The organism is Leifsonia sp. NPDC080035, from assembly GCF_040050925.1.
Classification (GTDB): Bacteria; Actinomycetota; Actinomycetes; order Actinomycetales; family Microbacteriaceae; genus Leifsonia.
On record NZ_CP157390.1, the window covers coordinates 3,897,846 to 3,922,477 of the forward strand.

Annotated in this window: 22 protein-coding genes; 3 read left to right on the forward strand and 19 right to left on the reverse strand. The window is 70.3% G+C overall.

Features of this window, described 5'->3' with window-relative positions; translation table 11 throughout:
- Positions 1-55 precede the first annotated feature (55 nt).
- The 16 genes from sepF to AAME72_RS18960 form a co-directional block, all read right to left on the reverse strand.
- Positions 56-574, reverse strand: coding sequence for a cell division protein SepF (gene sepF / locus AAME72_RS18885; protein WP_314146409.1), 519 nt, complete (start codon positions 572-574; stop codon positions 56-58).
- A gap of 70 nt (positions 575-644) precedes the next feature.
- Positions 645-1,346, reverse strand: coding sequence for a YggS family pyridoxal phosphate-dependent enzyme (locus AAME72_RS18890; RefSeq protein WP_348788063.1), 702 nt, complete (start codon positions 1,344-1,346; stop codon positions 645-647).
- Complete coding sequence (ftsZ, locus tag AAME72_RS18895; protein WP_348788064.1) at positions 1,312-2,484, reverse strand: cell division protein FtsZ; 1,173 nt, start codon at positions 2,482-2,484, stop codon at positions 1,312-1,314. The genes AAME72_RS18890 and ftsZ overlap by 35 nt, the downstream gene beginning before the upstream one ends.
- A 143-nt stretch (positions 2,485-2,627) precedes the next feature.
- Positions 2,628-3,653: an FtsQ-type POTRA domain-containing protein gene (locus tag AAME72_RS18900; protein ID WP_348788065.1), complete on the reverse strand. Its 1,026-nt coding sequence runs from the start codon at positions 3,651-3,653 to the stop codon at positions 2,628-2,630.
- A 3-nt stretch (positions 3,654-3,656) separates the two neighbouring features.
- Complete coding sequence (gene murC / locus AAME72_RS18905) at positions 3,657-5,069, reverse strand: UDP-N-acetylmuramate--L-alanine ligase (protein ID WP_348788066.1); 1,413 nt, start codon at positions 5,067-5,069, stop codon at positions 3,657-3,659.
- A gap of 54 nt (positions 5,070-5,123) precedes the next feature.
- A complete protein-coding gene (locus AAME72_RS18910) occupies positions 5,124-6,200 on the reverse strand; it encodes a UDP-N-acetylglucosamine--N-acetylmuramyl-(pentapeptide) pyrophosphoryl-undecaprenol N-acetylglucosamine transferase (protein WP_348788067.1) in 1,077 nt (358 codons plus the stop codon).
- Positions 6,197-7,417: a putative lipid II flippase FtsW gene (ftsW, locus tag AAME72_RS18915; RefSeq protein ID WP_348788068.1), complete on the reverse strand. Its 1,221-nt coding sequence runs from the start codon at positions 7,415-7,417 to the stop codon at positions 6,197-6,199. The genes AAME72_RS18910 and ftsW overlap by 4 nt, the downstream gene beginning before the upstream one ends.
- Positions 7,380-8,924 (reverse strand): UDP-N-acetylmuramoyl-L-alanine--D-glutamate ligase, encoded by a 1,545-nt coding sequence (gene murD / locus AAME72_RS18920; protein ID WP_348788069.1) that lies wholly within the window; start codon positions 8,922-8,924, stop codon positions 7,380-7,382. Before murD ends, ftsW begins: the two co-directional genes overlap by 38 nt.
- Positions 8,909-10,024, reverse strand: coding sequence for a phospho-N-acetylmuramoyl-pentapeptide-transferase (gene mraY, locus AAME72_RS18925; RefSeq protein WP_348788070.1), 1,116 nt, complete (start codon positions 10,022-10,024; stop codon positions 8,909-8,911). The genes murD and mraY overlap by 16 nt, the downstream gene beginning before the upstream one ends.
- Positions 10,021-11,433 (reverse strand): UDP-N-acetylmuramoyl-tripeptide--D-alanyl-D-alanine ligase, encoded by a 1,413-nt coding sequence (gene murF / locus AAME72_RS18930; RefSeq protein WP_348788071.1) that lies wholly within the window; start codon positions 11,431-11,433, stop codon positions 10,021-10,023. Before murF ends, mraY begins: the two co-directional genes overlap by 4 nt.
- Positions 11,434-12,978 carry a UDP-N-acetylmuramoyl-L-alanyl-D-glutamate--2,6-diaminopimelate ligase gene (locus AAME72_RS18935; RefSeq protein ID WP_348788072.1) on the reverse strand — a complete coding sequence of 515 codons (1,545 nt, stop codon included), beginning with the start codon at positions 12,976-12,978 and terminating at the stop codon, positions 11,434-11,436. It lies immediately after the preceding gene.
- A 27-nt stretch (positions 12,979-13,005) separates the two neighbouring features.
- Entirely contained in the window at positions 13,006-14,757 is a 1,752-nt protein-coding gene (locus tag AAME72_RS18940; protein WP_348788073.1) for a penicillin-binding protein 2, read from the reverse strand.
- A gap of 16 nt (positions 14,758-14,773) precedes the next feature.
- Positions 14,774-15,481: a hypothetical protein gene (locus AAME72_RS18945; protein WP_348788074.1), complete on the reverse strand. Its 708-nt coding sequence runs from the start codon at positions 15,479-15,481 to the stop codon at positions 14,774-14,776.
- Positions 15,478-16,440 (reverse strand): 16S rRNA (cytosine(1402)-N(4))-methyltransferase RsmH, encoded by a 963-nt coding sequence (gene rsmH / locus AAME72_RS18950; RefSeq protein ID WP_348788075.1) that lies wholly within the window; start codon positions 16,438-16,440, stop codon positions 15,478-15,480. Before rsmH ends, AAME72_RS18945 begins: the two co-directional genes overlap by 4 nt.
- A gap of 100 nt (positions 16,441-16,540) precedes the next feature.
- The gene (mraZ, locus tag AAME72_RS18955) at positions 16,541-16,972 is read right to left on the reverse strand and encodes a division/cell wall cluster transcriptional repressor MraZ (protein WP_348788076.1); all 432 of its coding nucleotides are present in this window, start codon (positions 16,970-16,972) and stop codon (positions 16,541-16,543) included.
- 248 nt (positions 16,973-17,220) lie between these two features.
- Complete coding sequence (locus tag AAME72_RS18960) at positions 17,221-17,601, reverse strand: DUF3040 domain-containing protein (protein WP_348788077.1); 381 nt, start codon at positions 17,599-17,601, stop codon at positions 17,221-17,223.
- Between the two features lie 78 nt (positions 17,602-17,679).
- Here AAME72_RS18960 and AAME72_RS18965 point away from each other — a divergent pair, with 78 nt between their 5' ends.
- On the forward strand, positions 17,680-18,798 hold the full coding sequence (locus tag AAME72_RS18965) for a polyprenyl synthetase family protein (protein ID WP_348788078.1): 1,119 nt from the start codon (positions 17,680-17,682) through the stop codon (positions 18,796-18,798).
- Between the two features lie 37 nt (positions 18,799-18,835).
- Here the strand turns inward: AAME72_RS18965 and AAME72_RS18970 are convergent, their stop codons facing one another.
- Entirely contained in the window at positions 18,836-19,177 is a 342-nt protein-coding gene (locus tag AAME72_RS18970) for an Rv2175c family DNA-binding protein (protein WP_348788079.1), read from the reverse strand.
- 151 nt (positions 19,178-19,328) lie between these two features.
- Here AAME72_RS18970 and AAME72_RS18975 point away from each other — a divergent pair, with 151 nt between their 5' ends.
- Entirely contained in the window at positions 19,329-20,438 is a 1,110-nt protein-coding gene (locus tag AAME72_RS18975; RefSeq protein WP_348788080.1) for a LysM peptidoglycan-binding domain-containing protein, read from the forward strand.
- A 107-nt stretch (positions 20,439-20,545) separates the two neighbouring features.
- A complete protein-coding gene (gene pknB / locus AAME72_RS18980; protein ID WP_348788081.1) occupies positions 20,546-22,447 on the forward strand; it encodes a Stk1 family PASTA domain-containing Ser/Thr kinase in 1,902 nt (633 codons plus the stop codon).
- Between the two features lie 60 nt (positions 22,448-22,507).
- Here pknB and AAME72_RS18985 read toward each other — a convergent pair whose 3' ends face one another.
- Positions 22,508-23,836: a 3-deoxy-7-phosphoheptulonate synthase class II gene (locus AAME72_RS18985; protein WP_348790175.1), complete on the reverse strand. Its 1,329-nt coding sequence runs from the start codon at positions 23,834-23,836 to the stop codon at positions 22,508-22,510.
- Between the two features lie 81 nt (positions 23,837-23,917).
- Positions 23,918-24,607, reverse strand: a complete 690-nt coding sequence (locus AAME72_RS18990) for a lysophospholipid acyltransferase family protein (RefSeq protein WP_348788082.1) — start codon at positions 24,605-24,607, stop codon at positions 23,918-23,920.
- Between the last annotated feature and the right edge of the window lie 25 nt (positions 24,608-24,632).

Here is a 24,632-nt window from a genome sequence, read left to right on the forward strand (position 1 = left end):
TGCACGAAAGCGCACCGTCCCGGGCGGGGCGGTGCGCTTTCAGCGAGCTCGCGGCTCAGGCCTGCGCGAAGAAGGAGGCGTCGACCTCGGCGTCCGCACCGCCGTGCTCGCCGGAGACGACGACGTGCGACGGGGACAACAGGAACACCTTGGGCGTGACCCGCTCGATCTTGCCGTAGAGGCCCTGCGAGAGGCCGCTGGCGAAGTCGATCAGGCGGCGCGCATCCCCCTCGCTCATCTGCGAGAGGTTGATGATCACCGGGATGCCCTCGCGGAACGACTCGGCGATCGCCTGCGCGTCGCGGTACTGGCGGGGGTGGACCGTGAGGATCTCGTTCATTTCCTGTACCGAAGCATTCCGTGCGGTGGATGACTTGCGCAGCGGCGTGACCGGAGCGCGGCCGGCCGCGGGCGCGACCGGTGCGGGGTGCGGGACCGGCTGGACGGGCGACGGCGCAGGGGCTTCACGACGCGGCTGGTGCTGCGCCTGCTGCTCCTGCGGCTGCTCGTCGTACTCCAGCTCCTCGTCGGCGAGGCCCAGGTAGACCATCGTCTTCTTCAGCGGGTTGGCCATGGCTTCCTCCGTCTCGACCTGTGCGACGACACCACGCCACGCACTTGCCTGTTCCTTCTTCTCTTCGAGATTAACGAAGCGGCGGCCGATTCCCGGTAATGGCGGTGCCGATCCTCAGGTGTGTCGCGCCGGCGGCGATCGCTTCCCGGTAGTCCTGGGACATCCCGGCCGAGATCGAGATCGCCTCAGGAGCCAGTGCCTGGACGCGCTCACTGGCGGCGCGGACGCGCTCGAACGCGCGCGCGGGCTCCTCGTCGAGGGGCGCGACGGCCATGACGCCGACAAGCCGGAGACCGGGCGTGTCGAGGACGTGCTCGACCAGCGGCTCCAGGTCCCTGTCCGCGACGCCGCCGCGGCCGGGGTCGTCCGTCAGGTTCAGTTGCACGAACGCGTCGATGTCGCCGTCGTCGCTGCGCAGCGCATCCACGAGCGAGAGCCGGTCGACCGAGTGGATTGCCGACGCGTAGCGGCGCGCCTGCCGTGCCTTCTTGCTCTGCAGCTGGCCGACGAAGTGCCAGCGAAGGTCGAGGTCGGCGAGCTCCGCCGCCTTCTCCTGCGCCTCCTGGTGCCGATTCTCCCCCACGTCGCGGACGCCGAGGGATGCCAGTTCGCGCACCAGCGACGCCGGGTGGAACTTGGTCACCACGATCGTCGTGAGCTCCTCCGGCGCGCGGCCGGCGGCCCGGGCGGCATCGGCGATGCCGTCCCGGACCGCTGCCAGGCGCTCGGCGAGCGGGCTACTTGAGGAAGTCGGGGATGTCGAGGTCGTCATTCTCGTCATCGAACGCCGGGTCCTTCTGGGCCGCCTCGGTCACGGGGGTCTCGCCGGTCGCGTGCCAGGCGTCGGCGGCCGGCGCGGCCTCGCTCTCGGGCGCGGCCTCGACCGCCGGCGCTGCGGCCTCCTCGGAGCCCGCCTCCACGAACGTCGAGCGGCGGGTGTCGATCACGGGCTTGCCGTTCGGCTCCCCGCCGTCGAAGCCGGCAGCGATGACGGTAACGCGCACCTCGTCACCGAGGGTGTCGTCGATGACCGCACCGAAGATGATGTTGGCCTCCGGGTGCACCGCCTCCTGGACCAGGCGGGCGGCGTCGTTGATCTCGAAGATGCCGAGGTTCGATCCGCCCTGGATGGAGAGCAGGACGCCGTGCGCGCCGTCGATGGATGCCTCCAGCAGCGGCGACGCCACCGCCAGCTCGGCCGCCTTGATGGCGCGGTCCGCGCCGCGGGACGAGCCGATGCCCATGAGGGCGGAGCCCGCGCCCTGCATCACCGACTTCACGTCCGCGAAGTCGAGGTTGATGAGGCCGGGGGTGGTGATCAGGTCGGTGATGCCCTGGACACCGGCGAGGAGCACCTGGTCGGCCGTGGAGAACGCCTCGAGCATGCTGATGCCGCGGTCGCTGATCTCCAGCAGGCGGTCGTTCGGCACGACGATGAGGGTGTCGACCTCTTCCTTGAGCCGCTGAACGCCCGACTCGGCCTGCTGCGCGCGGCGCTTGCCCTCGAACGAGAAGGGCTTGGTCACGACGCCGATGGTCAGGGCGCCGATGGACTTGGCGATCCGTGCGACGACCGGCGCGCCGCCGGTGCCGGTGCCGCCGCCCTCGCCCGCGGTGACGAAGACCATGTCGGCGCCGGCGAGCGCCTCCTCGATCTCCTCCGCGTGGTCCTCGGCGGCACGACGGCCGACCTCGGGGTCGGCGCCCGCGCCGAGGCCGCGGGTGATCTCCCTGCCGACGTCGAGCTTCACGTCGGCGTCGCTCATCAGCAGCGCCTGCGCGTCCGTGTTGATGGCGATGAACTCGACGCCGCGCAGGCCGAGCTCGATCATTCGGTTGACGGCGTTGACGCCGCCGCCGCCGATGCCGACGACCTTGATCACGGCGAGGTAGTTCTGATTAGCTGTCACGTCCGGCCTCCACGGGAACCTTCAACCTCAAGTCGAGGCTTAAAGTTATGCTGAGTATGCAATTCTCGATTCGACGGTAGATGCGCACGGGTCCCCAGTGCCGCAGCCGGGGCGCGTGTCGGGAAACTCCGTGCCCAACCCGGTCATCCCGTCGTCACGCTGTGGGGCGACGACACGTCGTACCGCGTGCTGCCTCCGGCACTCTTGAGGAGCGCCGCCAGATCCGCCGCCTTCAGCGCGGAGTCCTCCGCGCTCCCCCAGACGACGGTCGCGCGGTTGCCGCGCAGGGTGAACGACACGTCGTCCTTCGTCTTCGCGGTGATGGTGTCCACCTGGCCCAGCAAGGACGCAGGAAGCGCCGAGAGCACGCTCGCCGCGGCGGCGAAGCCGGAATCCGCGTTCGTCTCCTCCGAGGCGCCGCTGGCGGCGATCAGCGGGAAGCCGGCCGGCCGGGTCGCGCTCGAGGAGATCGGCACCTTGGCGGCGTCCACCAGCGTGAACGCCGCGCCCTGGCGGATCACGCCGATCGGCTGTCGCTCCACGATGCGCACCACCAGCGTGTCCGGCGGGTGGCTCTCCAGCGTGTAGCTGCGGATGAGCGGGAACGCCGCGAGGTCCGCCGAGATCGCGGCCTGGTCCAGCAGCGGGAGCGGCGTGCCGACCTGGTCGTCGAGCTTCGTCGCGATCGTCTTCGGGTCCAGCCGCGAGGCGCCGACGACCTGGACGTGCCGGAGCGCCAGCAGTGGGGAGAAGGCGACGGCGACCACGCCGAGGACGAGCAGCACGACGACACCGGCCGCGCCGATCCACGCCAGCCTGCGCCGGCGCGAGCGCTTCGTGAACCGCCTGACCTCGCCGCGCTCGACCCGCTTGCGCTCCTTGCGCGCCTCGCGGAGAGCCTTCGTGATCTCCCGGTTCGACGGCAGCGACGCGTACGGAGAGTCCTCCTGCCGGCGCACGAGCGGGATGGGCTCCGTCATCGTCGAGACGGCGCGCGGCGTCTCCTCGCGGGGGGCGTCCTCGCGCGGGGCGTCGCTCCGCCGATCCCGCGCCCGCTCGCGCTGCCGCCCGGAGGACGGACCGGACGGCGCGGACTCCCGCGGAGCCGCGGGCGTCGCGGGCGGCTCCGCCGGGGCTGACGACCGGTCGAAACCCTGGGGACGCTTCACCGGCTACCCACGGGTGCGCCGCAGCGAGTCCAGCAGTTGCGGGACGATGCGGTACACGTCCCCGCAGCCGAGCGTGATCACGAAGTCGCCCTCCCTGGCGATCTGCGCGGTGTGGTCCGCCGCCTGCTGCCAGTCGGCGATGAACGCGACGTGCTCGGGATGCGCGAAGCGGTCGGCGACCAGGGCGCCGGTGACCCCGGGCTCGGGATCCTCCCGGGCGCCGTACACGTCGAGCACGACCGTCTCGTCCGCGTAGGTCTCCAGCGTCTCCGCGAACTCCTTCGCGAACAGTCGCGTGCGGCTGTACAGGTGCGGCTGGTGGACAGCGATGATGCGTCCGTCGCCGACGACCGTGCGCGCGGCGGACAGCGCCGCCGCGACCTCGGTCGGGTGGTGCGCGTAGTCGTCGTAGACGCTCACGCCGCCCACGGTGCCGTGCAGCTCGAAGCGGCGCTCGGTGCCGCCGAACTCGGCGATCGCCTGCAGCGCCGCGGCCGGGTCGAAGCCGAGCCCGGTGAGCACGGCGAACGCGCCGGCGGCGTTGATGGCATTGTGGCGGCCGGGCACCCGCAGCTGCGCGGAGTACTCGGCGCCGGCGAAGCTCACCGAGAAGGCGACCGGGCCGTCCGTGACGATGGAGTGCACGCGCACGTCCGCGCCCTCCGCCTCGCCGAAGGTCACGATGCGCTTGTCCGGCGCGGCCTCTCGCAGCCGGTTCGTGACGTGCACAGCGCCCGGGTCGTCGGAGGAGACGACCACGAACTCGTCGGCGTCCCTCGCGAACGTCACGAAGGCGTCCTCGAACGCCTCCAGCGAGCCGTAGTGGTCGAGGTGGTCCGGGTCCACGTTGGTGATCAGGGCGACCGCCGTGTCGTAGAGCAGGAACGAGCCGTCCGACTCGTCCGCCTCGACGACGAACAGCTCCCCCGAGCCCGTCTGCGAGCTCTTGCCGAGGGAGGCGATCACGCCGCCGTTGACGAAGCTCGGGTCCTCGCCGAGGCCGAGCAGACCGGTGATGATCATGCCGGTCGAGGTGGTCTTGCCGTGCGCGCCGGCGACGGCGACCAGGCGCTTGCGGTTGATGAGCCAGGCGAGCGCCTGCGAGCGGTGCAGGACCGGGAGGCCCTTCTGCAGCGCGAGCTGGTACTCCGGGTTGTCCTGCCAGAGCGCGCCGGTGACGACGAGGGTGTCGGCGTCGCCGACGTTCGCCGCGTCGTGGCCGATCGCGATCGTCGCGCCGAGGGCGCGCAGCGCGTCGATGTTGGCCGAGTGCCGCACATCCGAGCCGGTCACCGTGTATCCCGACTCGAGAAACAGCCGCGCGATCCCGCTCATGCCCGAGCCGCCGATCCCGACGAAGTGCAGTGCACCCAGTTCGTCGGGGATGCTGATGGACAGGTCGGGTTTGATCGTCACGTTGCTGCTTTCGTCTTCGGCGATGGTGCTGGCGGTACGGCGTTAAGTATGACGCTACGCCGGTGAGAGTCCGCTCCGGATGAGCGACACCATCCGGTCGGATCCGTCGCGGACGCCCGCCCCGGCGGCACGCGCGGACATGTCGGCCACCCGCCCGCGATCGGCGAGCAGCGGGAGCAGCCGGGCATCCACCCACGAGGGCAGGAACGCGGCGTCGTCCACGAGGATGCCGCCGCCCGCGCCGACGACGCCGGCCGCGTTGTAGCGCTGCTCGCCGTTGCCGATCGGGAACGGCACGTACACCGCGGGGATTCCGAGGGCGGCGAACTCGCACACCGTGGCGGCGCCCGCGCGCGCGACCGCGAAGTCGGTGAGCGCGAAGGCGAGGTCCATCCGGTCGCAGTAGTCGAGCAGGCGGTAGTGCTCGATGCCGGGGTCGGTCAGCTCGCCGCGTCCGCCCTGGATGTGCAGCACCTGCCAGCCGGCGGCGGTCAGCTCCCTCGCGCGCTCGGCGATCGTCGTGTTCAGCCGGCGCGCGCCAAGCGAGCCGCCGGTGACCAGGAGCGTCGGTCGGTCGGCGGAGAGGCCGAACTCGGCGAGGGCGGCGTCGCGCGAGGCCGCCCTGTCGAGCTCCTCGATCTCGATGCGCAGCGGCATCCCGACGAAGCGGGCGTGCGGGAGGGAGGTGCCCTCGAACGCGACGCCGACGAACGGGGTGTAGCGGGCGCCGAGGCGGTTCGCGAGACCGGGGCGGGCGTTGGCCTCGTGCAGCACGAGCGGGACGCCGGCCTTGCGCGCCGCGGAGTAGGCGGGCGCGGCCGCGTAGCCGCCGAAGCCGACGACCGCGTCGACGCCGCGCTCGCGGATCAGCGCGCCGACCGTGCGGATCGCCCGGCGGTACTCCCCGGGAAAGCGCAGCGCTGCCGCGTTCGGACGGCGCGGGAACGGCAGCTTCGGGATCGTCGCCAGCTCGTAGCCGCGCGCGGGCACCAGCCGCGCCTCCAGCCCCTCCTTGGTGCCGAGGACGATGACCTCGGCGGACGGGTCGTCACGGCGCAGCCGGTCGGCGACGGCGAGCAGGGGGTTCACGTGGCCGGCGGTTCCGCCGCCGGCCAGGAGGTAGCGGGTCACGCGTCGAGCCCCTTGGCGCGACGCGCGTCCTTGGCGTTCTGCCGGGCGAAGGAGAGGACGATGCCGATTGCGATCATGGAGAAGATCATCGCAGTACCTCCCGCAGAGATCAGTGGGAGCGGGACGCCGAGCACCGGTATCACCCCGAGCACGACCGCGATGTTCACGAAGGCCTGACCGATCAGCCACACCATGATGGCGGCCGTCGTGATCCGCGGGAACGGGTCCGTGGAGGCGTGGATGATGCGCAGGAACACGATCGCGAGCATCACGAAGAGCAGCAGCACGACGACCGCACCGATCAGCCCCAGCTCCTCGCCGATGATCGCGAAGATGAAGTCGGTGTCCGCGGCGGGCAGCCACGACCACTTGGAGTGCGAGTTGCCGAGCCCGACCCCGAAGACGCCGCCCGAGGCGAGGGCGTAGTAGCCGTTGTCGATCTGCCAGGTCACGTCCGGGTTCACGGCGCTGGAGCCGCCGAACATCGCGGCGATGCGGCCGAGCCGGCTCTGGCTGGAGATCGCGACGAAGAACGCGAGGACCGCGACGCCCGCCACCCCCGTCAGCAGGTAGCGGAGCTTGACGCCGGCGAAGTAGAGCGCGCCGAGCACGAGCGCGGCCATGATCATGGTCGTGCCCAGGTCGCCGCCGAGCACGACGACGCCGATCGCGATGCCGGCGACGGGCACGACCGGCACCGCGACGTGCCTCCAGTCGCCGAGCATGTCCTTCTTGCGGGCGAGCACGACGCCGAGCCAGATCACCAGGCCGAGCTTGATCGCCTCCGACGGCTGGAGCGTCAGCGAGCCGATCTTCAGCCAGTTGCGGTTGCCGCCGATCTCCATGCCGAGCGGGGTCAGCAGCACGAGCACCTGCAGGAAGCAGGCCCCGGCCAGTAGGAACCAGATCGACTTCTTCCAGAACCGCAGCGGGAACCGCGACACGAGCAGCATCAGCGGGACGCCGATGACGGCGAACACGCCCTGCTGCCAGAACCGGGCGAAGAAGTTGTCGCTGTCGTTGTGCGACTCCACCGACGAGGAGGAGAGCACCATGACCAGGCCGAAGACGACGAGGAACAGCGTGATGCCGAGCAGGAGGAAGTAGTCGGCCGACTCGCTCGCGACGGCCTTGCCGAGCGAGATGCGGGCGGTGAGCCCGGACAGCCGTGACGAGTGCTCAGTCGGAGCCTGGACGCGAGGCGGACTGGTCGTCATCCGCCTCACCTCCCAAAAACTCGTTGACGGCCTCCTGGAACAGGCGGCCCCGCTCCGCATAGTCGGCGAACTGGTCCATCGACGCCGCCGCGGGCGCCAGCAGGACGGTGTCTCCCTCGCGGGCGATACCGCTGGCCAGTCTGACCGCCGTCGGCATGACCCCTTCAGTCTCGTCGGCCTCCGCCTCCACCACCGGAAGCCCCGGGGCGTGTCGCTCGAATGCGGCGCGGAGCGCGGCGCGGTCGACGCCGATCAGCACGGCGCCGCGCAGCCGGGAGACGTGCGAGCGCACGAGCTCGTCGATGTCCACACCCTTGAGCAGGCCACCGACCACCCAGACGACCGACGGGTACGCCTTCAGCGAGGCGTCGGCCGCGTGCGGGTTCGTCGCCTTGGAGTCGTCCACCCAGCTGATGCCCGCCTCCACCCGGACCAGCTCGATCCGGTGGGCGTCGAGCCGGAAGGCCGTGAGGACGTCACGGATCACCTGCGGGGGGACGCCGTAGGAGCGCGCGAGGGCGCTGGCGGCGAGAATGTTCGCCACCACGTGCGGCGCCGCGAGGCCGGCCTCGCGCAGCTCGTCGAGGGTCGTGAGCTCGATGGCGCTGTGCATCCTGTCGTCGAGGAACGCGCGGTCGCAGAGGATGCCGTCGACGATCCCGAAGTCGCTCGGGCCGGGCACGTCCAGGCCGAAGCCGATCGCGCGCGCGCCGTCGATGACGTCGGCCTGCTCGACCATCCGCAGCGTGTTCGCGTCGGCGCGGTTGTAGACGCAGGCGACCTCGGTGTTCTGGTAGACCTTGGCCTTCGCGGCGATGTACGCCTCCAGCGACCCGTGCCAGTCGAGGTGGTCGTCGGCGATGTTGAGGCAGGCGGCCGAGTACGGCTGCAGCTCCCCTCCGGCGTTCCGGTTCACCCAGTGCAGCTGGTAGCTGGAGAGCTCGACCACGAGGACGTCGAAGCCCTGCGGGTCGCGGATCGCGTCGAGCACCGGCACCCCGATGTTGCCGCACGGCGCGACCCGGGAGCCGCCGGCGAGCAGCATCGTCGCGGTCAGCTGCACGGTCGTCGTCTTGCCGTTGGTGCCCGTGACGCAGATCCAGTCGGCCGGGTCGCCGACCTTGTCGCGCAGCCGCCACGCCAGCTCGATGTCGCCCCAGACCTGGATGCCGCGCTCGGCGGCCCAGAGCAGCAGCGGGTGATCCCAGTGGAAGCCGGGTGAGACGACGATCAGCTCGGGGTCGAACTCGACAAGCCGCTCGGGTGCGGCGCTCAGGTCCGGCTCCTCGAGCAGCTCCGCGCCGATCACCTCGAGCAGCATCGCACGCTCCTCGTCCGCCTTCGAAGCGACGACGAGGACCTCCGCGCCCAGCTCGGCGAGGGTGTCCGCCACCGAGAAGCCGGTGACGCCGAGGCCGTAGACCGCGACCCGGAGGCCGGACCAGTCGTGGTGCCAGCTGGTGAGCGCGGCCAGGCGCTCCTGCAGGGCGGTCACGTCGCGAGCCATTCGAGGTAGAAGGTGCCGACACCGGCGGCGACGAGCAGGCCGCCGACGATCCAGAACCGCACGACGACGGTCACCTCCGCCCATCCCTTCAACTCGAAGTGATGGTGGATCGGACTCATCAGGAAGATGCGTCTGCCGTGGGTCAGCTTGAAGTACGCCCGCTGGACGATGACCGAGCCGGCCTCGATGACGAAGAGGCCGCCGATCAGCACCAGCAGCAGCTCGGTGTGGCTGAGGATGGCGAGGGCGGCGACAGCGCCGCCGAGGGCGAGCGAGCCGGTGTCGCCGAGGAAGATCTGCGCGGGCGAGGTGTTCCACCAGAGGAAGCCGACCACGGCTCCGACGATCGCGGTGGCCACGATCGCCAGGTCGAACGGGTCGCGCACCTCGTAGCACTTCGGGATGTTCTCCGGATTGAGGTTCGGGCTCGCGCACGACTGGATCGACTGCCAGAAGCCGATGATGATGTACGCGCCGATGGCGAGGATGCTGGCGCCGGAGGCGAGGCCGTCCAGGCCGTCCGTCACGTTCACGCCGTTGGAGGTGGCGGCGACGATGAAGTTGATCCAGATCAGGTAGAGCCCGTAGCCGACGATGACGCCGATCGCGCCGAACCGCGTGATCGCGCCGAAGTCGAGCCCGGAGAGATCCCGGATGAACGACACGCTCATCGTGGCGGGCGTCTCCCCCCGGCCGTTCGGGAACATGATCGCCAGCAACGCCCAGACCGTCGCGACGACGACCTGACCGCCGACCTTCGCCCATCCCGTCAGGCCGAGACTGCGCTCGCGCCGGGTCTTCAGGAAGTCGTCGATGAAGCCGACGACGCCGAGCCCGACCATGAGGAACAGCACGAGGAGCGCCGACACGCTCGTCTCGTCCCCGGTCAGCAGCAGCGCGACGAAGTAGCCGAACAGCGTGCCGAGGATGACGACGATGCCGCCCATGGTCGCCGTCCCGCGCTTGGCGTGGTGGCTCTGCGGGCCGTCGTCGCGGATGAACTGGCCCCACTGCAGGCGGTGGAACAGCCGGATGAACAGCGGCGTCAGGAAGAGCGAGAACGCCATCGACAGCGCACCGGAGGTCAGCAGGGCTCTCACGAGAACAATTCTCCCAGTCGGTCGCCGAGGAAGCGCAGCCCCGCGGAGTTCGAGGACTTCACCAGCACGGTGTCACCGGAGCGCAGGGCGCCCTTCAGGTGGTCGTACGCGGCGTCCTGCGTGTCGAAGTAGAGGGACTCGCCGTCCCACGACCCCTCGTTGATCGCGGAGATGTGCATCCGCCGGGCCGAGGGGCCGACGACGATCAGCTGGTCGATCCCGAGCCGCACGGCGAGCAGGCCGATGCGGTCGTGCTCCTCCCCGGAGAACTCGCCCAGCTCGCTCATCTCGCCGAGGACGGCGATCGTGCGCTCGTCCGGGCTCGTGATCTGCGCGAGCGTCTTGATGGCGGCGGCCATCGAGTCCGGGCTCGCGTTGTACGCGTCGTTGATGATGGTGACGCCGCCGGCGCCGCCCATCACCTCCATCCGCCAGCGCTCGGCGCGCTGGACGCGCTGCAGGCCGTCGACGATGAGGTCGATGCCGACATCGAGCGTGTGCGCTGCCGCCGCGGCGGCAAGCGCGTTCATCACGTGGTGCTCGCCGAGCACCCCGAAACGCACGGGACGGGACTGCCCGTCCGGCAGGTGCAGGGTGAAGGACGTGCCGCGGGAACCCGAGACGATGTCCGTGGCGCGCACGGCGGCGCGCTCGTCGAGGCCGAACCAGAGCACCCGGGCGACCGTCTTGTCCTGCATCGACGCGACGCGCGGGTCGTCGATGTTCAGAATGGCGACGTCCGACTCCAGCAGGTCGCTGACCATCTCGGTCTTCGCGGCCAGGGTCTTCTCGATGCCGCCGAACTCGCCGGCATGGGCGAGTCCGACCTTGAGCACGATGCCGATGTCGGGGCGCGCCATGCGCACCAGCCTGGCGATCTCGCCGATGCCGCTCGCGCCCATCTCGGCGACGAGGAACTGCGTCTCCTCGGTCACCTCGATCATCGTGACCGGGGCGCCCACCTCGTTGTTGAACGAGGCGCGCGGCGCGATGGTCGGGCCGACCGGCTCGAGGATCTCGCGCAGGAGGTTCTTGGTCGTCGTCTTGCCGTTCGAGCCGGTGACACCCACGATCTTCAGGTTCCCGAGCGCGCGGACGCGGGCGATGACCTCGGTGGCGAGGTCGCCGAGCGCCACGACGGTGTCCTCGACGAGGAGCTGCGGGACCGCGAGGTCGAGCGCGTGGTCGACCACGATCAGCGCGGCGCCCGCCTCGGCGGCCTGCGGCGCGAACAGGTGGCCGTCGGTGACCTCGCCCGGCTTGGCGAAGAAGACGGTGCCGGGGACGACCTCACGGGAGTCGGTGGTGGAGAGCCCGGTGATGGCGGTCTCCGGCGTCGCGCCGGTTCCGTCGAGCAAGAGGGTGCCGCGGGTCGCCGCGGCGATCTCGGCGAGGGTGAGGGCGATCATCTAGAGCCAGCCTGCCTCTCGCAGCGCGAGCCGCGCGTCGTCGCGGGCGGAGTACGGGATGCGCTCCCCCGCGACCTCCTGATAGTCCTCGTGCCCCGGGCCGGCGTAGAGCACGACGTCGCCGTCGCCCGCGAGCGAGAGCGCCGTGCGGAAGGCGGCACGCGGGTCCGGCACCTCGTACAGCTCCAGGTCGGGGACGGCGGCGCGCGCGCCGTCGAGCAGCGCGGCGCGGATGGCCGCCGGGTCCTCCCAGCGCGGGTGGAAGTCGGTGATGACGACCGCGTCCGATCCCCGCGCGGCGATCGCGCCCATGTCGGCGCGCTTCGTGGTGTCACGGTCGCCGTCGGCGCCGAACACCATGACGATGCGTCCCTCGGTGACCTTGCGGAGCGCGTTCAGCGTGGAGAGGAACGCGTCCGGGGTGTGGCCGTAGTCGATGAAGACGACGGGGCCGCGGTCCCCGGAGAGCCGCTCGGTGCGGCCGGGCACGTACGCGTCGATGCCGCCATCGCGCTCCAGTGCCGCGCCGATCGCCTCCAGGTCGTAGCCGGACTCCACCAGCATCACGATCGCGAGCGCCGCGTTGGCCGCGTTGTACGCGCCGAGCAGCGGCACGCTCGTGCGCAGGACGCGCCCCTCCGGGCCCTCCAGCGTGAACGCGGTGTGCGTCAGCGCCTCCTCGTCGACGGTGAGCCGCCACTCGGCGTCGGAGCCGGGCGACGAGGACAGCGTGGTGACCGGGATGCGGGACTGCTCGACGAGCGCCCGGCCCCAGTCGGAGTCGACCGTGACGACACCGCGGCGGGCGCGGTCCGGCTGGAACAGCTCGAGCTTCGCCTCGAAGTAGTCGTCCATCGCCGCGTAGTCGTCGAGGTGGTCGTGGCTGAGATTCGTGAAGCCGACGACGTCGAACTCGATGCCGTCGACGCGGTGGCGGCTGAGCGCCTGCGCGGAGACCTCGATGGCGACCGCGCGGACGCCCTCCTCGCGCATCCGGGCGAGCAGCGCGTGCAGCTCGGTCGCCTCGGGCGTGGTGAGCTTGCTGGTGATCGCCTGCTCGCCGATGCGGCGCTCCGCGGTGGAGGTGAGGCCGGCCACGACGCCGAGCTGGCCGAGGATCGCGTACAGCAGGTACACGACGCTGGTCTTGCCGTTGGTGCCGGTGACCCCGAACAGGGTCGCGGAGTTCTCGTCGGTGCGGTAGATCCAGGCGGCGACGGCGCCGAGCGCGGCGCGCGGGTCGGGCGTGACGATGATCGGCAGGCCGGACTCGGCGGCGATCTCCGCGCCCTCCTCGTCGGTCAGGATGGCGACAGCGCCCGCCTCGGCGGCGGCGGCCGCGTAGGTCGCTCCGTGCGCGTTGCGTCCGGGGACCCCGACGTAGAGGTCGCCCGGCTCGACGGCGGAGCTGGCAAGGGCCGCACCGGTGACCTCGACGGCGTCGAGGTCGCCCCGGCAGTCCAGCCCGAACTCCGCTACCAGCTGGGCGAGCGGGCGGGCGACGGGATGCTCGGGGCGCAGGGATGAGGGCGCCGGTCCTGTCACGGGGCTCACTTTCAGTAGACGGTGTTTCTAGTAGTAGGGCGGATAGTCCGCCGGGCTCGACGTGGAGGGCTTCACCCGGTAGGTCTTCAGCACCTGACTCATGATCGTGTGGAACAGCGGAGCGGCGGCTGCCGACGAAGTAATGGTAGTCGGGAAGCCGAGGTTGACCGAAACGACGTACTGTGGATCGTCCACCGGAGCGACGCCCATGACCGACACGTAGTAGGACGGCAGGTAGCCGCCGTGGCCGTCCGCCTGCTGGGCCGTACCGGTCTTCGCGGCGACCCGGTAGCCCGGGATCTGGAGCTGCTTGGCGAGCTCGCCCTTGGTGGTCACCGACTCCATCATCCCGAGTGTCGTCGCCGCCGCCTGGGGCGAGACGACCTTCACCGGTGTGGTCTTCGGGACGTCCGTCAGCGTGCCGTCCGCCTGCTCGCAGCCCTCGACCATCGTGAGCGGGATGCGGGTGCCGCCGTTGGCGAGCGCCTGGTAGGCACCGACCATCTGCAGCTGGGTCGCCGAGACGCCCTGGCCGAACATGGTGGCGTACTTGGTCTGGTCGTCCCAGTCCTTGACCGGGTTCAGCTGTCCGGAGGACTCCCCGGGGTACGGCAGGCCGGTGTCGTCGCCGATCCCGAACTTCTTCATGTAGTCGTAGCGGGTCTGGTCGGTGAGCCGCTTGCCGAGCTGGGACATGCCGGTGTTGGACGACATCATCAGCACGCCGGTGAGCGTGAGCTGCAGCGGGTCGTGGTATCCGGAGTCGTGCAGGTCGGCGCCGTTGCCCGACTGCCACGAGTACGGGGCGAGCACCTGGGTCTCCGGACCGGCCTTGCCCTGGTCCACCAGCATCGCCGCCGTGAGCGCCTTGAAGGTCGATCCCGGCTCGCGCGGGTCGGTCAGGGACTGCAGCCGCCAGTACGAGGGGTCGGTCGCGTCGATGTTGTTCGGGTCGAGCGAGGGCCACTGCGCGATCGCCTTGATCTTGCCGGTCTTCGCCTCCGCCACGGTCACGAAGCCGAACTTCGAACCGGTGGCCGCCACCTGCTGCGCGAGGGTCTGCTCGGCGAACCACTGCATGTCGCTGTCGACGGTGAGCTTGACGGTCCCGCCGTCCTTCGCCTTCTTCTGGACGACGGTGCTCCCGGGGATGGCGACGCCGTCCGCGCCCCGCTGATAGGTCTCCTCGCCGTTCTGGCCGGCGAGGCAGCTGTTCTCGCTCTGCTCGAGCCCGCCGTTGCCCGCCTGCGAGACGTAGCCGAGCAGGTTCCCCGCGACGGCGCCGTTCGGGTAGCTGCGCGACTGCGTCTTGTCGAACGTCAGCCAGCCGTACGGGAGCTTGTCGAGCTTGTCGAACATGCTCACATCCATGCCCGACTTGATGAGGACGTACTGCGACTCCGGGTCCGCCTTGAGTGCGTCGTCGAAGAGCTTGAGCACCGCGTCGCCGCCCTGCCCGGTGATCGCGCCGATCTTCTTCGCGGCCTCGACCATCTTGGCGCGTCCCGACGCGCCCTTGCCCACCGCATCCCGCGGCGACGCCTGGGCGCTGTAGGTGTAGACCGTGGTCGCGAGCACCGTGCCGTCCGCAGCGACGATGTCTCCGCGGTTGCCGTACAGCGTCGTCGACGCCTCCTTGGTGTTGATCGACTTCCGCTGCAGCGCGTCGGCGTTCACGACCTGGATGTCCACCAGCTTGACGCCGAGGATGCAGACCGTCGCGGCGACAGCGGCGACCGTCAGCGCGGTGCGCCGCCGGAGCATCTTCTTGGTGACCATGCGCGCGCCCGTCCCGTCAGTGCGTCACCGGTGTCGGCAACGCTCCCTGCAACGGTACGGACGGCTTCTGCTGCGTCCCGGACGCCGCACCCGCGCTTGCGGAATTCCCAGCTTGGCCCGCCGCCTTGTGAGCGTCGGCCGCCTTCTGGCCGCCGGTCGCGGCTGCACCGGCCTTTGTCACGAGCGGCACCCCGGCGAGCTGCGAATTCGGGACGAGGTTGCCCTGCCCGCCCGTCACCGTCCCGGCCGCGCCGCTCGCCGCGATCGGCGCGCCGAGCACGGCGCCGTCGGAGAGCCGCAGATACGCGGGGTTGCTGTTGCTGACCATCCCGAGCGCGTTCGCGTTCGCGGCGAGGTTCTGCGGGGACGTCAGCCGGTTCAGGTCTTCGGAGGCCGCCTGGTACGAGCGCTGCAGCTCCGTCTGCTTGGACTGCAGCGAGCTCAGCTGGTACGCGCCCTGGGAGACCGCGATGCTCAGCAGCAGCTGCGCCACGACGATCACCAACAGGGCGGAGATCGCGACGACCGCGTAGAGGGTGCGGGGGCGCGCGCGGCGCTGACTGCGTGTGGAGACGACCTCGAGGTGGGTGGGGCGCGCCCGCTGCCGATCGGTCTCGATCGGCTCCGGGGCCAGGACGGCGGCGGTCGCCGCGCCTCCCGTCGAAGGGGCCCAGTGGATGGCCGGCCGCCTGCGTGCGGCGGCGCCTGCCAGGTTCGTGCTCACGAGTCCCTCCTCACTCGTTCGGCCGCGCGCAGGCGCACCGGGGTGGCCCTCGGGTTGGCGGCCTTCTCTTCCTCGTCCGCGAGTTCGGCCCCGCGGATGAGCAGCTTCAGTTCCGGTCGGTGCTCCGGCAGCTCAACCGGCAGACCGGCGGGCGCGCTCGAGCGGGACCGCGTCTGCAGTTCGCGCTTGACGATCCGGTCCTCCAGCGACTGGTACGCCTCGACGACGATGCGACCGCCGACGGCCAGGGCGTCGATGGCGGCCGGGATGGCGCGCTCGAGCACCGACAGCTCCTGGTTGACCTCGATGCGCAGCGCCTGGAAGACGCGCTTGGCGGGATGCCCCTGCCGCTGCACGGCGGCCGGCGTCGCCTTCTGGATGAGGTCGACCAGCTGCCCGGAGCGCACCAGGGGCGCGGTCTGTCGGCTGTCGACGATGCGCTTCGCGTAACGGGCGGCGAGCTTCTCCTCGCCGTAGTCGCGGAAGATCCGGCGGAGGTCCGCCTCGGAGTACTCGGCGAGGACGACCTCCGCGGTCAGTTCGCTCGTGCCGTCCATCCGCATGTCCAGCGGCGCGTCCTTGGAGTAGGAGAAGCCGCGCTCGACGCGGTCGAGCTGCAACGAGGAGACCCCGAGGTCGAACAGGATGCCCTGCACCGCGGGGATGCCGAGGCCGTCGAGCGCGTCGCGGATTCCGTCGTAGACGGTGTGCACGAGGTGCACCCGGTCGCCGAAGCGGGCGAGCCGCTCCCCCGCGATCGCGAGCGCCTCGGGGTCGCGGTCGAGGCCGACCAGGGTGACATCGGGGAACCGCTCGAGCACGCCGGCGGAGTGGCCGCCCATCCCGAGGGTCGCGTCCACGAAGACGGCGCCCGGCTCCTGGAGGGCGGGCGCGAGCAGTTCGATGCAGCGCTCGAGGAGCACCGGGGTGTGGATGTCGGAGTTCGGCTCGTCGCTCATGGTTTGAAGGACCCACCCCTGGTTCCGGATCCCCATCCATCCCGACCTGACACCGGGGAAGTGGTGTCAGGGCGTATGGCTGGGAGTCCGGCGCCAGGCGCTAGAACAGTCCCGGGATCACCTCCTCCTCCGTGTTCGCGAACGTCGCTTCCTGCTCCGCGAGGTAGGTCTCCCACGCCTCGGCGTCCCAGATCTCCGCGCGGCTTCCCGCTCCGATCACGACCAGGTCGCGATCGAGCCCCGCGTACGAGCGCAGCGTGGTCGGGATGGTCACCCGGTTCTGCTTGTCCGGGACCTCCGCGCTCGCTCCCGAGAGGAACACGCGCAGGTAGTCGCGGGCCTGCTTGCTCGTCACCGGCGCCTGCCGGATCTTCTCGTGGAGCGATTCGAACTCGCGCTGCGAGAAGACGTAGACGCAGTGCTCCTGGCCGCGGGTGAGGACGAGGCCGGACGCGAGTTCATCCCGGAATTTGGCCGGCAGGATGATGCGCCCCTTCTCGTCCAGTTTCGGGGCATAGGTACCGAGGAACATCGGATCCCACCCCCATCTCCCGGCCACGGTCGCGGTGCTGGCTCCACTTTACTCCACTTCCATCCACAAAATCAGCAACTGCGCCCAAATCGCCTCGAAGTGGGGTCAATTCACCCCGTGAACACGCGGAAATCTGGCGTGGAGGGAAGTGGAGGGAAATCGGGCGAAGTGGAGCGCGCAGGGACACAAAAAAGGGCCGATCGAATCGATCGGCCCTGCGTTCTGCGGGTGGGGAGGAGAGTGGAGGGCTAGCCCTGACCGTCCTGCCTCTTGTCCCAGCGGTCGTTCATCCTGTCCATGAAGCCGGGCTGGGTGCGGGACGACCCGCCCGCGCCCTTGGCGGCGGGCGCGTCCGGGTCGACGGCGACCCTCTTGCCCGGGGCGATGGCCAGCAGCACGCCGGCGAACATCACGACGAAGCCCAGGATGCCGACGATCGGCAGCTGGAAGAAGACACCGACGATGAGCACCGCGACGCCGACGACGGCGATCAGCACGCCGAGCACGATGGAGCGGTACGCGGGGCGCGCCCGCTTGCCTCCCACCTTGGCGACGAAGTCTGCATCGTTCTGATAGAGACTGCGTTCCATCTCTTCGAGGAGGCGCTGCTCGTGTTCCGAAAGCGGCATCCGGATCCCCCTCTTTCCTGCGGGTTCTTGGCGTTGTGTGGCCGATTGTAGCCGCACGCCCTTGACTAGGCTAGGCGTGTGTCAGAAAGCATCCGATTCGTCGACCTCATCCAGTCCAGAATCGATGGATTCCTCGATGCACGTGCATCCATTCTCGTCTCCATCGCCGATGAACTCGCGCCGATCGCGGCGTTTTCGAGGGATTTTCTCAGCGGAGGCAAGCGGTTCCGTGCCCTGTTCTGCTTCTGGGGCTGGCAGGCGGTCCGCAGTGCGGGCGACGACGCCGCCGACGGACCCGTCACGGCGGGCGGCCCGCTGGATGCGGTGGTCTCCGTGGCCAGCGCCCTCGAGCTCTTCCACGCCGCCGCACTCGTGCACGACGACCTCATCGACAACTCCGACACCCGGCGCGGGGCGCCCTCCGCGCACCGGCGCTTCGAGCGCCTCCACGACGAGCAGGGCTGGCAGGGTTCCGGCGCGAGTTTCGGCACCGGCTCCGCGACCCTCCTCGGGGACTTCCTGCTCATCCTGAGCGACGAGCTCTTCGACGAGGGCCTCACCCAGACCGTGAGCCCGGCCGCCCGCCGCGCCGCACGCGCGGAGTTCAACCGGATGCGCCTGGACGTCACCGCCGGCCAGTACCTCGACATCTTCGAGGAGATCGGCTGGCAGGGCCGCCCGGACGCCGACCAGCTCGCGCGCGCCGAGCGCGTGATCGTCTACAAGTCGGCCAAGTACTCCATCGAATCCCCGCTGCTGATCGGCGCCAGCCTCGCCGGCGCCACCGTCGGCCAGCTCGACGCCTTGCGGGGCTTCGGCCTGCCCCTCGGCATCGCCTACCAGCTGCGGGACGACCTGCTCGGGGTGTTCGGCGACGCTGAGGTCACCGGCAAGCCGAGCGGAGACGACCTGCGCGAGGGCAAGCGAACGGTCCTCATCGCCCTCACCAGGGAGGCGGTGCCGGCGGGCGCGCGGGCGACGCTCGACGAACTGCTCGGCGACCCGGAACTGACGGCGCAGCAGATCCAGACGCTGCAGATGACCATCCGCGAGTCGGGAGCCGTGGACAAGGTCGAGCGGATGATCGCCGACAACGTCGAGCGGGCCATCGCGGCGCTGGACGCCGCGCCGATCGGCGAGAGCGCGAAGGCTCAGCTGCGCGACCTGGCCGTCACGGTCACGCGCCGGAGCGCCTGACCCGCGGCGCAGCGACCGGGGCGGGTGCCTGCGAATCTCAGGCCAGCGCCTGGGCGACTCGGCGCACCTCGGCCTTCCGGCCGGCGCGCAGAGCGTCGATCGGAGTGGCGCCCAGGCTCTCCTCCTCGGTGAGCATCCAGTCCACTGCCTCTTCGTCGTCGAAGCCGGCGTCCGCCAGGACGATCAGCGTGCCGTGCAGCTCGCCGAGCGGCTCCCCGTCGCGCAGGAACGCAGCGGGGACTTTGAGAACGCCGTCGACACGCTTGGCGCCGAGGTGCTTGTCCTCGATCAGACGGCGGACGCGGCTGACGCCGAGTCCGAGCTGGTCGACGAGGTCGGGAATGGTCAGCCACTCGGTGGCCAGGACGTGCTCACTCACAGCATCAAGGGTGCCACGACCACGGCGCCAGCACGAGCGAGGGCGATTGTTACAGTCATGTAAACTCGTTTCACATCTGTCACACTGGTTGACTCTTCTCTCATCCTGTGTCAGCGTGGTCAACGGCTTTGTCACTCAACTGGGGGTCAGAATGGCTCTGATCGAGAGCGCAGCAGGCAGCGCGGACGACCGCGCCAGGAAGCGGCGGGTCGGCATCCTCGGCACCGTCCCGATCGCGGTCGCGGGTTCGATCGCCGTGACGCTCGGCCTCGTCTCCCCCGCGCAGGCAGCGGCACCGGCCGACGCCGAGCGCGCGAAGGAGAAGCCGCAGCAGCCGACCGGGCCCCAGGACACGATCACCTCCAGCATCCCGACCGGCCGGCAGACGTCGGAGGCGCAGACCTCCGTCGCCGCGGCACCGTCGACCTACACCGTGCGTACGGGCGACACCGTCTCGGCGATCGCGGCGCGCTTCGGGCTGTCGACCGCCAGCGTGCTCGCCCGGAACGGGCTCAGCTGGAAGAGCCTCATCTTCCCCGGCCAGGTGCTCGCACTCGGAGGCGGCTCGGCCGCGCACGCGGCTCCGCGCACGCCCACCGCGCCCGCTCCCGCCGTGGGAACGAAGTACAAGGTCGTCTCCGGCGACACGATCTCCGGCATCGCCGCGCGGTTCGGCGTGTCGACGAAGTCCGTGCTCAGCGCGAACGGCCTCAGCTCGTCCAGCCTGATCTTCCCCGGCCAGCTCGTCACCATCCCCGGGATGGTGACCGCGGCCGTCAGCACGCCGATCGCACCGCACGCGTCCGTCTCCGCCCCCGGTCCCTCGCTCACCGTGCAGCCGGGCAGGGTCGTCGCGCTCACCGACGAGATGCGGGCGAACGCCGCACTCATCGTGCGCGTCGGCCGCGAGCAGGGGGTGCCCGATCAGGGCATCGTCGTCGCCCTCGCGGCCGCGGCCCAGGAGTCGGGGCTGCGGAACGTCCGCTACGGCGACCGCGACTCCCTCGGCCTCTTCCAGCAGCGCCCGAGCACCGGTTGGGGCACAGCGGCCCAGGTGCTCGACCCCGTCCGCGCCACCAAGGCCTTCTACGGCGGGGCCGGCAACCCCAACAAGGGCCGCACCCGCGGGCTGCTCGACATCCCGGGGTGGACGCGGATGAGCGTCACCCAGGCCGCCCAGGCCGTCCAGATCTCCGCATTCCCCGGCGCGTATGCCAAGTGGGAGTCCTCGGCGCGCGCGTGGCTCGCGCAGCTCGGCTGAGCCGGCGACCCGTCCGTGACCGCGCAAAGGTCACAGCCCGGTCACGGCGACGCTCCACACCGGTGTTTTGCAGGGTTCCCGCACCTGCCGTTCCCTAGACTCGATCCGTGACCACGAGCCAGACCGACCCCATGATCGGCCGTCTCATCGACGGCCGCTATCAGGTGCGCTCGCGGATCGCCCGAGGCGGCATGGCCACCGTCTACCTCGCCACCGATCTGCGCCTGGAGCGCCGGGTCGCGATCAAGATCATGCACGGCCACCTCGCCGACGACAACACCTTCAAGAGCCGCTTCGTGCAGGAGGCCCGTTCGGCCGCCCGGCTCGCGCATCCCAACGTCGTCAACGTCTTCGACCAGGGCCAGGACTCCGACATGGCGTATCTCGTCATGGAGTACCTGCCCGGCATCACCCTGCGCGATCTGCTGAAGGACTACGGCAAGCTCACGCCGGAGCAGACCATCGACATCATGGAGGCGGTGCTGAGCGGCCTCGCCGCCGCGCACAAGGCGGGCATCGTGCACCGCGACCTGAAGCCCGAGAACGTGCTGCTCGCCGACGACGGCCGCATCAAGATCGGCGACTTCGGTCTCGCCCGCGCCGCCAGCGCCAACACGGCGACGGGCCAGGCGCTGCTCGGCACCATCGCGTACCTCTCCCCCGAGCTGGTCACCCGCGGCATCGCGGATGCGCGCAGCGACATCTACGCGCTCGGCATCATGATGTACGAGATGCTCACCGGCGAACAGCCGTTCCAGGGCGAGCAGCCGATGCAGATCGCCTACCAGCACGCGAACGACGCCGTGCCTGCGCCGAGCTCCAAGAACCCCGCCGTCCCTCCGGAGCTCGACGAGCTCGTGCTGTGGGCGACCGAGAAGGACCCTGACCGCCGCCCGAAGGACGCGCGGGAGATGCTGGACCGGCTCATCGAGGCGGAGAAGTCCATCCGCGGCGAGGCGGTGCTGCAGCCGACCATGGTGCTGCCACCGGCGTTCGACGTCGCGGACGGCGACACGCAGATCATCAACCCGGCGATCCGCCAGCAGGTCGCCTCCAGCACGCCGACCGCCACGGACACGCTCACCGCGGCCTCCAAGCGCCGCCGGTCGAAGGGCTGGTGGCTGTTCGCGCTGGTCATCCTGCTGGCGGGCGTGGCGGCGGGCACCGGCTGGTACTTCGGCTCCGGGCCCGGATCCATGGTCACCGTGCCGAACGTCGTCTCCAAGGCGCCGTCCGCTGCGGCGGCGCAGCTGAAGGAGCTCGGCTTCCAGACCCGGCAGGCGCAGGAGTACAGCCTCACCGTGCCCACCGGGCAGGTGTCGAGCACCGACCCGAAAGCGGGGACCGCCGCGGGCAAGGGCAGCACCGTCACCCTGCGCGTCTCACAGGGGCCGAAGCCGATCACCATCGGCGCCCTCGCCGGCGCCTCGCTCGACGCCGCGCAGAACACCATCACGACGGCGGGCGCCAAGGTGGGCACCCTCGACAAGCAGTTCAACTCGGACGTCCCCGCCAACACGGTGATGTCCGCGACGCGGGCGAGCGACGGGTCCGACATCTCCAAGGGCGGCAGCTACCTCGAGGCGGCGACGGTCAACCTCGTCGTCTCCCTCGGGCCGATCCCGGACGTCGCCGGCAAGTCGGTCGACGACGCCACGGCCATCCTCCACGATGCGGGCCTCCAGGTGGCGGCCGGGCCGGAGAGCTACAGCGACACGGTCGACAAGGGCCTCGTGATCTCCGCCCAGGCCCAGCACGACATCGTGCGCCCGAACGACACGCTGCTGCTCGAGACGTCCAAGGGGCCGGAGCCGGTCGCCGTGCCCGAAGTCGTCGGACAGACCTGGGACAAGGCGAAGAAGGCGCTGCAGGACGCGGGCTTCCAGCTGAAGTACAACGCCGCCGCCGACCTGCTGCCCGGAGTGCTCGTCGTCTCCAAGGTGAGCCCGGATCAGGGCACCGAGCAGCCAAAGGGCTCCACGATCACGGTCAACTTCGCCGGCCTGTGAGCCGAGTACGAGGAACGCCCCGCCGGTCCTCCGGCGGGGCGTTCCTCGTTGCTCGTCTCGTCAGTTGTTGCCGAGCTCCTCGGCGACCAGGAAGGCCAGTTCGAGGGACTGCATGTGGTTCAGGCGCGGGTCGCACAGCGACTCGTAGCGGGTCGCCAGGGTCGCCTCGTCGATCTGCTCGGAGCCGCCCAGGCACTCGGTGACGTCGTCGCCGGTGAGCTCGACGTGGATGCCGCCCGGGTTCGTCCCGGCCGCGCGGTGCGCCTCGAAGAAGCCCTTGACCTCGTCCACGACGTCGTCGAACCGGCGCGTCTTGTAGCCGGTCGGCGTTGTCAGGCCGTTGCCGTGCATCGGGTCGGTGACCCAGAGCGGCGTGGCGTCGGAGCGCTTGATGGCCTCCAGCAGCGGCGGCAGCGCATCCCGGATCTTGCCGGCGCCCATCCGCGTGATGAACGTCAGGCGGCCGGGCTCGCGCTCCGGGTCCAGCTTGTCGATCAGGCGGAGCATGTCGACGGTCGACGTGGTCGGGCCGAGCTTGACGCCGATCGGGTTGCGGACCCGGGACAGGAAGTCGACGTGGGCGCCGTCGAGGTCGCGGGTGCGCTCTCCGATCCACACGAAGTGCGCGGAGGTGTTGTACGGCGTTCCTGTGCGCGAGTCGATGCGCGTCATCGGCCGCTCGTAGTCCATGAGCAGGCCCTCGTGGCTGGAGTAGAACTCCACCCGCTTGAGCTCGTCGAAGTCGGCGCCGGCCGCCTCCATGAACTTGATCGCCTTGTCGATGTCGCGGGCGAGGCCCTCGTAGCGCTGGTTGGCCGGGTTCGCGGCGAAGCCCCTGTTCCAGCTGTGCACCTCGCGCAGGTCGGCGAAGCCACCCTGGGTGAACGCGCGGATGAGGTTCAGCGTGGAGGCGGCCGTGTGGTAGCCCTGCACCAGCCGGCGCGGGTCGGCCCGGCGGGACTCCGGCGTGAAGTCGTAGCCGTTGACGATGTCGCCCCGGTAGGCGGGCAGCGTGACGTCGCCGCGGGTTTCGGTGTCGCTGGAGCGCGGCTTGGCGAACTGGCCCGCCATGCGCCCCATTTTGATGACGGGGACGGACGCGCCGTAGGTGAGCACCACGGCCATCTGGAGGATGGTCTTGACCCGGTTGCGGATCTGGTCGGCGGTCGCACCCGCGAACGTCTCGGCGCAGTCGCCGCCCTGCAGCAGGAACGCCTCGCCCTGGGCGGCGCGCGCCAGGCGGTTCTTCAGCTGGTCCACCTCGCCGGCGAACACCAGCGGGGGAAGCGTCGCGATCTCCGCGGACGCGGCGGCGGCGGCCTCCCGGTCCGGCCACTCCGGCTGCTGCTTGATCGGCAGCGTGCGCCAATAGTCCAGGCCCTCGATCACGGACTCGTCAGGTTTCACGACGGGCTCTGTGGTCTGCAGCACTGTTCTTCCGCTCGGTCGAAGGAGATGGGATTCTCCAGCCTACCGCGAGAGCGAGGCCCTCTTCTCCTTCACGGTGCTGGCGTAGACATCCATGTACTCCTGGTCGCCGAGCGCGTGCAGCTGGTACATGATCTCGTCGGTCACCGACCGCAGGATGAAGCGGTCGCCCTCCATCCCGTCGAAGCGGGTGAAGTCGAGCGGCTCGCCGATGACGATGCCGATCCGGCCGATCTTCGGCAGCCGCTTTCCGATGGGCATGATCTTCGCGGTGTCCACCATGACGACGGGGACGACGGGCACCCCCGCCTCCAGGATCATCCGCGCGACGCCGGTGCGGCCGCGGTACAGCTTGCCGTCCGGGCTGCGGGTGCCCTCCGGGTAGATGCCGAGGATCTCGCCGCGCGCGAGCACGCCGAGGCCGGTGTTCAGCGACGCCTCCGAGGCCTTGCCGCCCGAGCGGTCGATGGGGAGCTGGCCGGTCGCGTTCATGAACGCCTTGGTCGCCCATCCCTTCAGGCCCCTGGCGGTGAAGTAGTCGCTCTTGGCGAGGAACGAGACGTGCCGGTCCACGACGATGGGCAGGAAGATCGAGTCGATGAACGACAGATGGTTGCTCGCGAGGATGACCGCGCCGTCCTTCGGGACGTTCTCCAGGCCGACGACCCACGGGCGGAAGATGCCGCGCAGCAGCGGCCCCGCGATCACGTACTTCATCAGCCAGTAGAACATCGCGTAAAGCCTAGTCCCGAGGTGC

Bases quoted from the DNA above. Each gene is read 5' to 3' on its own strand.
- sepF (WP_314146409.1), bottom strand. From the start codon at position 574: ATGGCCAACCCGCTGAAGAAGACGATGGTCTACCTGGGCCTCGCCGAC.
- AAME72_RS18890 (WP_348788063.1), bottom strand. From the start codon at position 1,346: ATGACGACCTCGACATCCCCGACTTCCTCAAGTAGCCCGCTCGCCGAG.
- ftsW (WP_348788068.1), bottom strand. From the start codon at position 7,417: ATGACGACCAGTCCGCCTCGCGTCCAGGCTCCGACTGAGCACTCGTCA.
- murD (WP_348788069.1), bottom strand. From the start codon at position 8,924: ATGGCTCGCGACGTGACCGCCCTGCAGGAGCGCCTGGCCGCGCTCACC.
- murF (WP_348788071.1), bottom strand. From the start codon at position 11,433: ATGATCGCCCTCACCCTCGCCGAGATCGCCGCGGCGACCCGCGGCACC.
- AAME72_RS18940 (WP_348788073.1), bottom strand. From the start codon at position 14,757: ATGGTCACCAAGAAGATGCTCCGGCGGCGCACCGCGCTGACGGTCGCC.
- rsmH (WP_348788075.1), bottom strand. From the start codon at position 16,440: ATGAGCGACGAGCCGAACTCCGACATCCACACCCCGGTGCTCCTCGAG.
- mraZ (WP_348788076.1), bottom strand. From the start codon at position 16,972: ATGTTCCTCGGTACCTATGCCCCGAAACTGGACGAGAAGGGGCGCATC.
- AAME72_RS18960 (WP_348788077.1), bottom strand. From the start codon at position 17,601: ATGCCGCTTTCGGAACACGAGCAGCGCCTCCTCGAAGAGATGGAACGC.
- AAME72_RS18975 (WP_348788080.1), top strand. From the start codon at position 19,329: ATGGCTCTGATCGAGAGCGCAGCAGGCAGCGCGGACGACCGCGCCAGG.
- AAME72_RS18990 (WP_348788082.1), bottom strand. From the start codon at position 24,607: ATGTTCTACTGGCTGATGAAGTACGTGATCGCGGGGCCGCTGCTGCGC.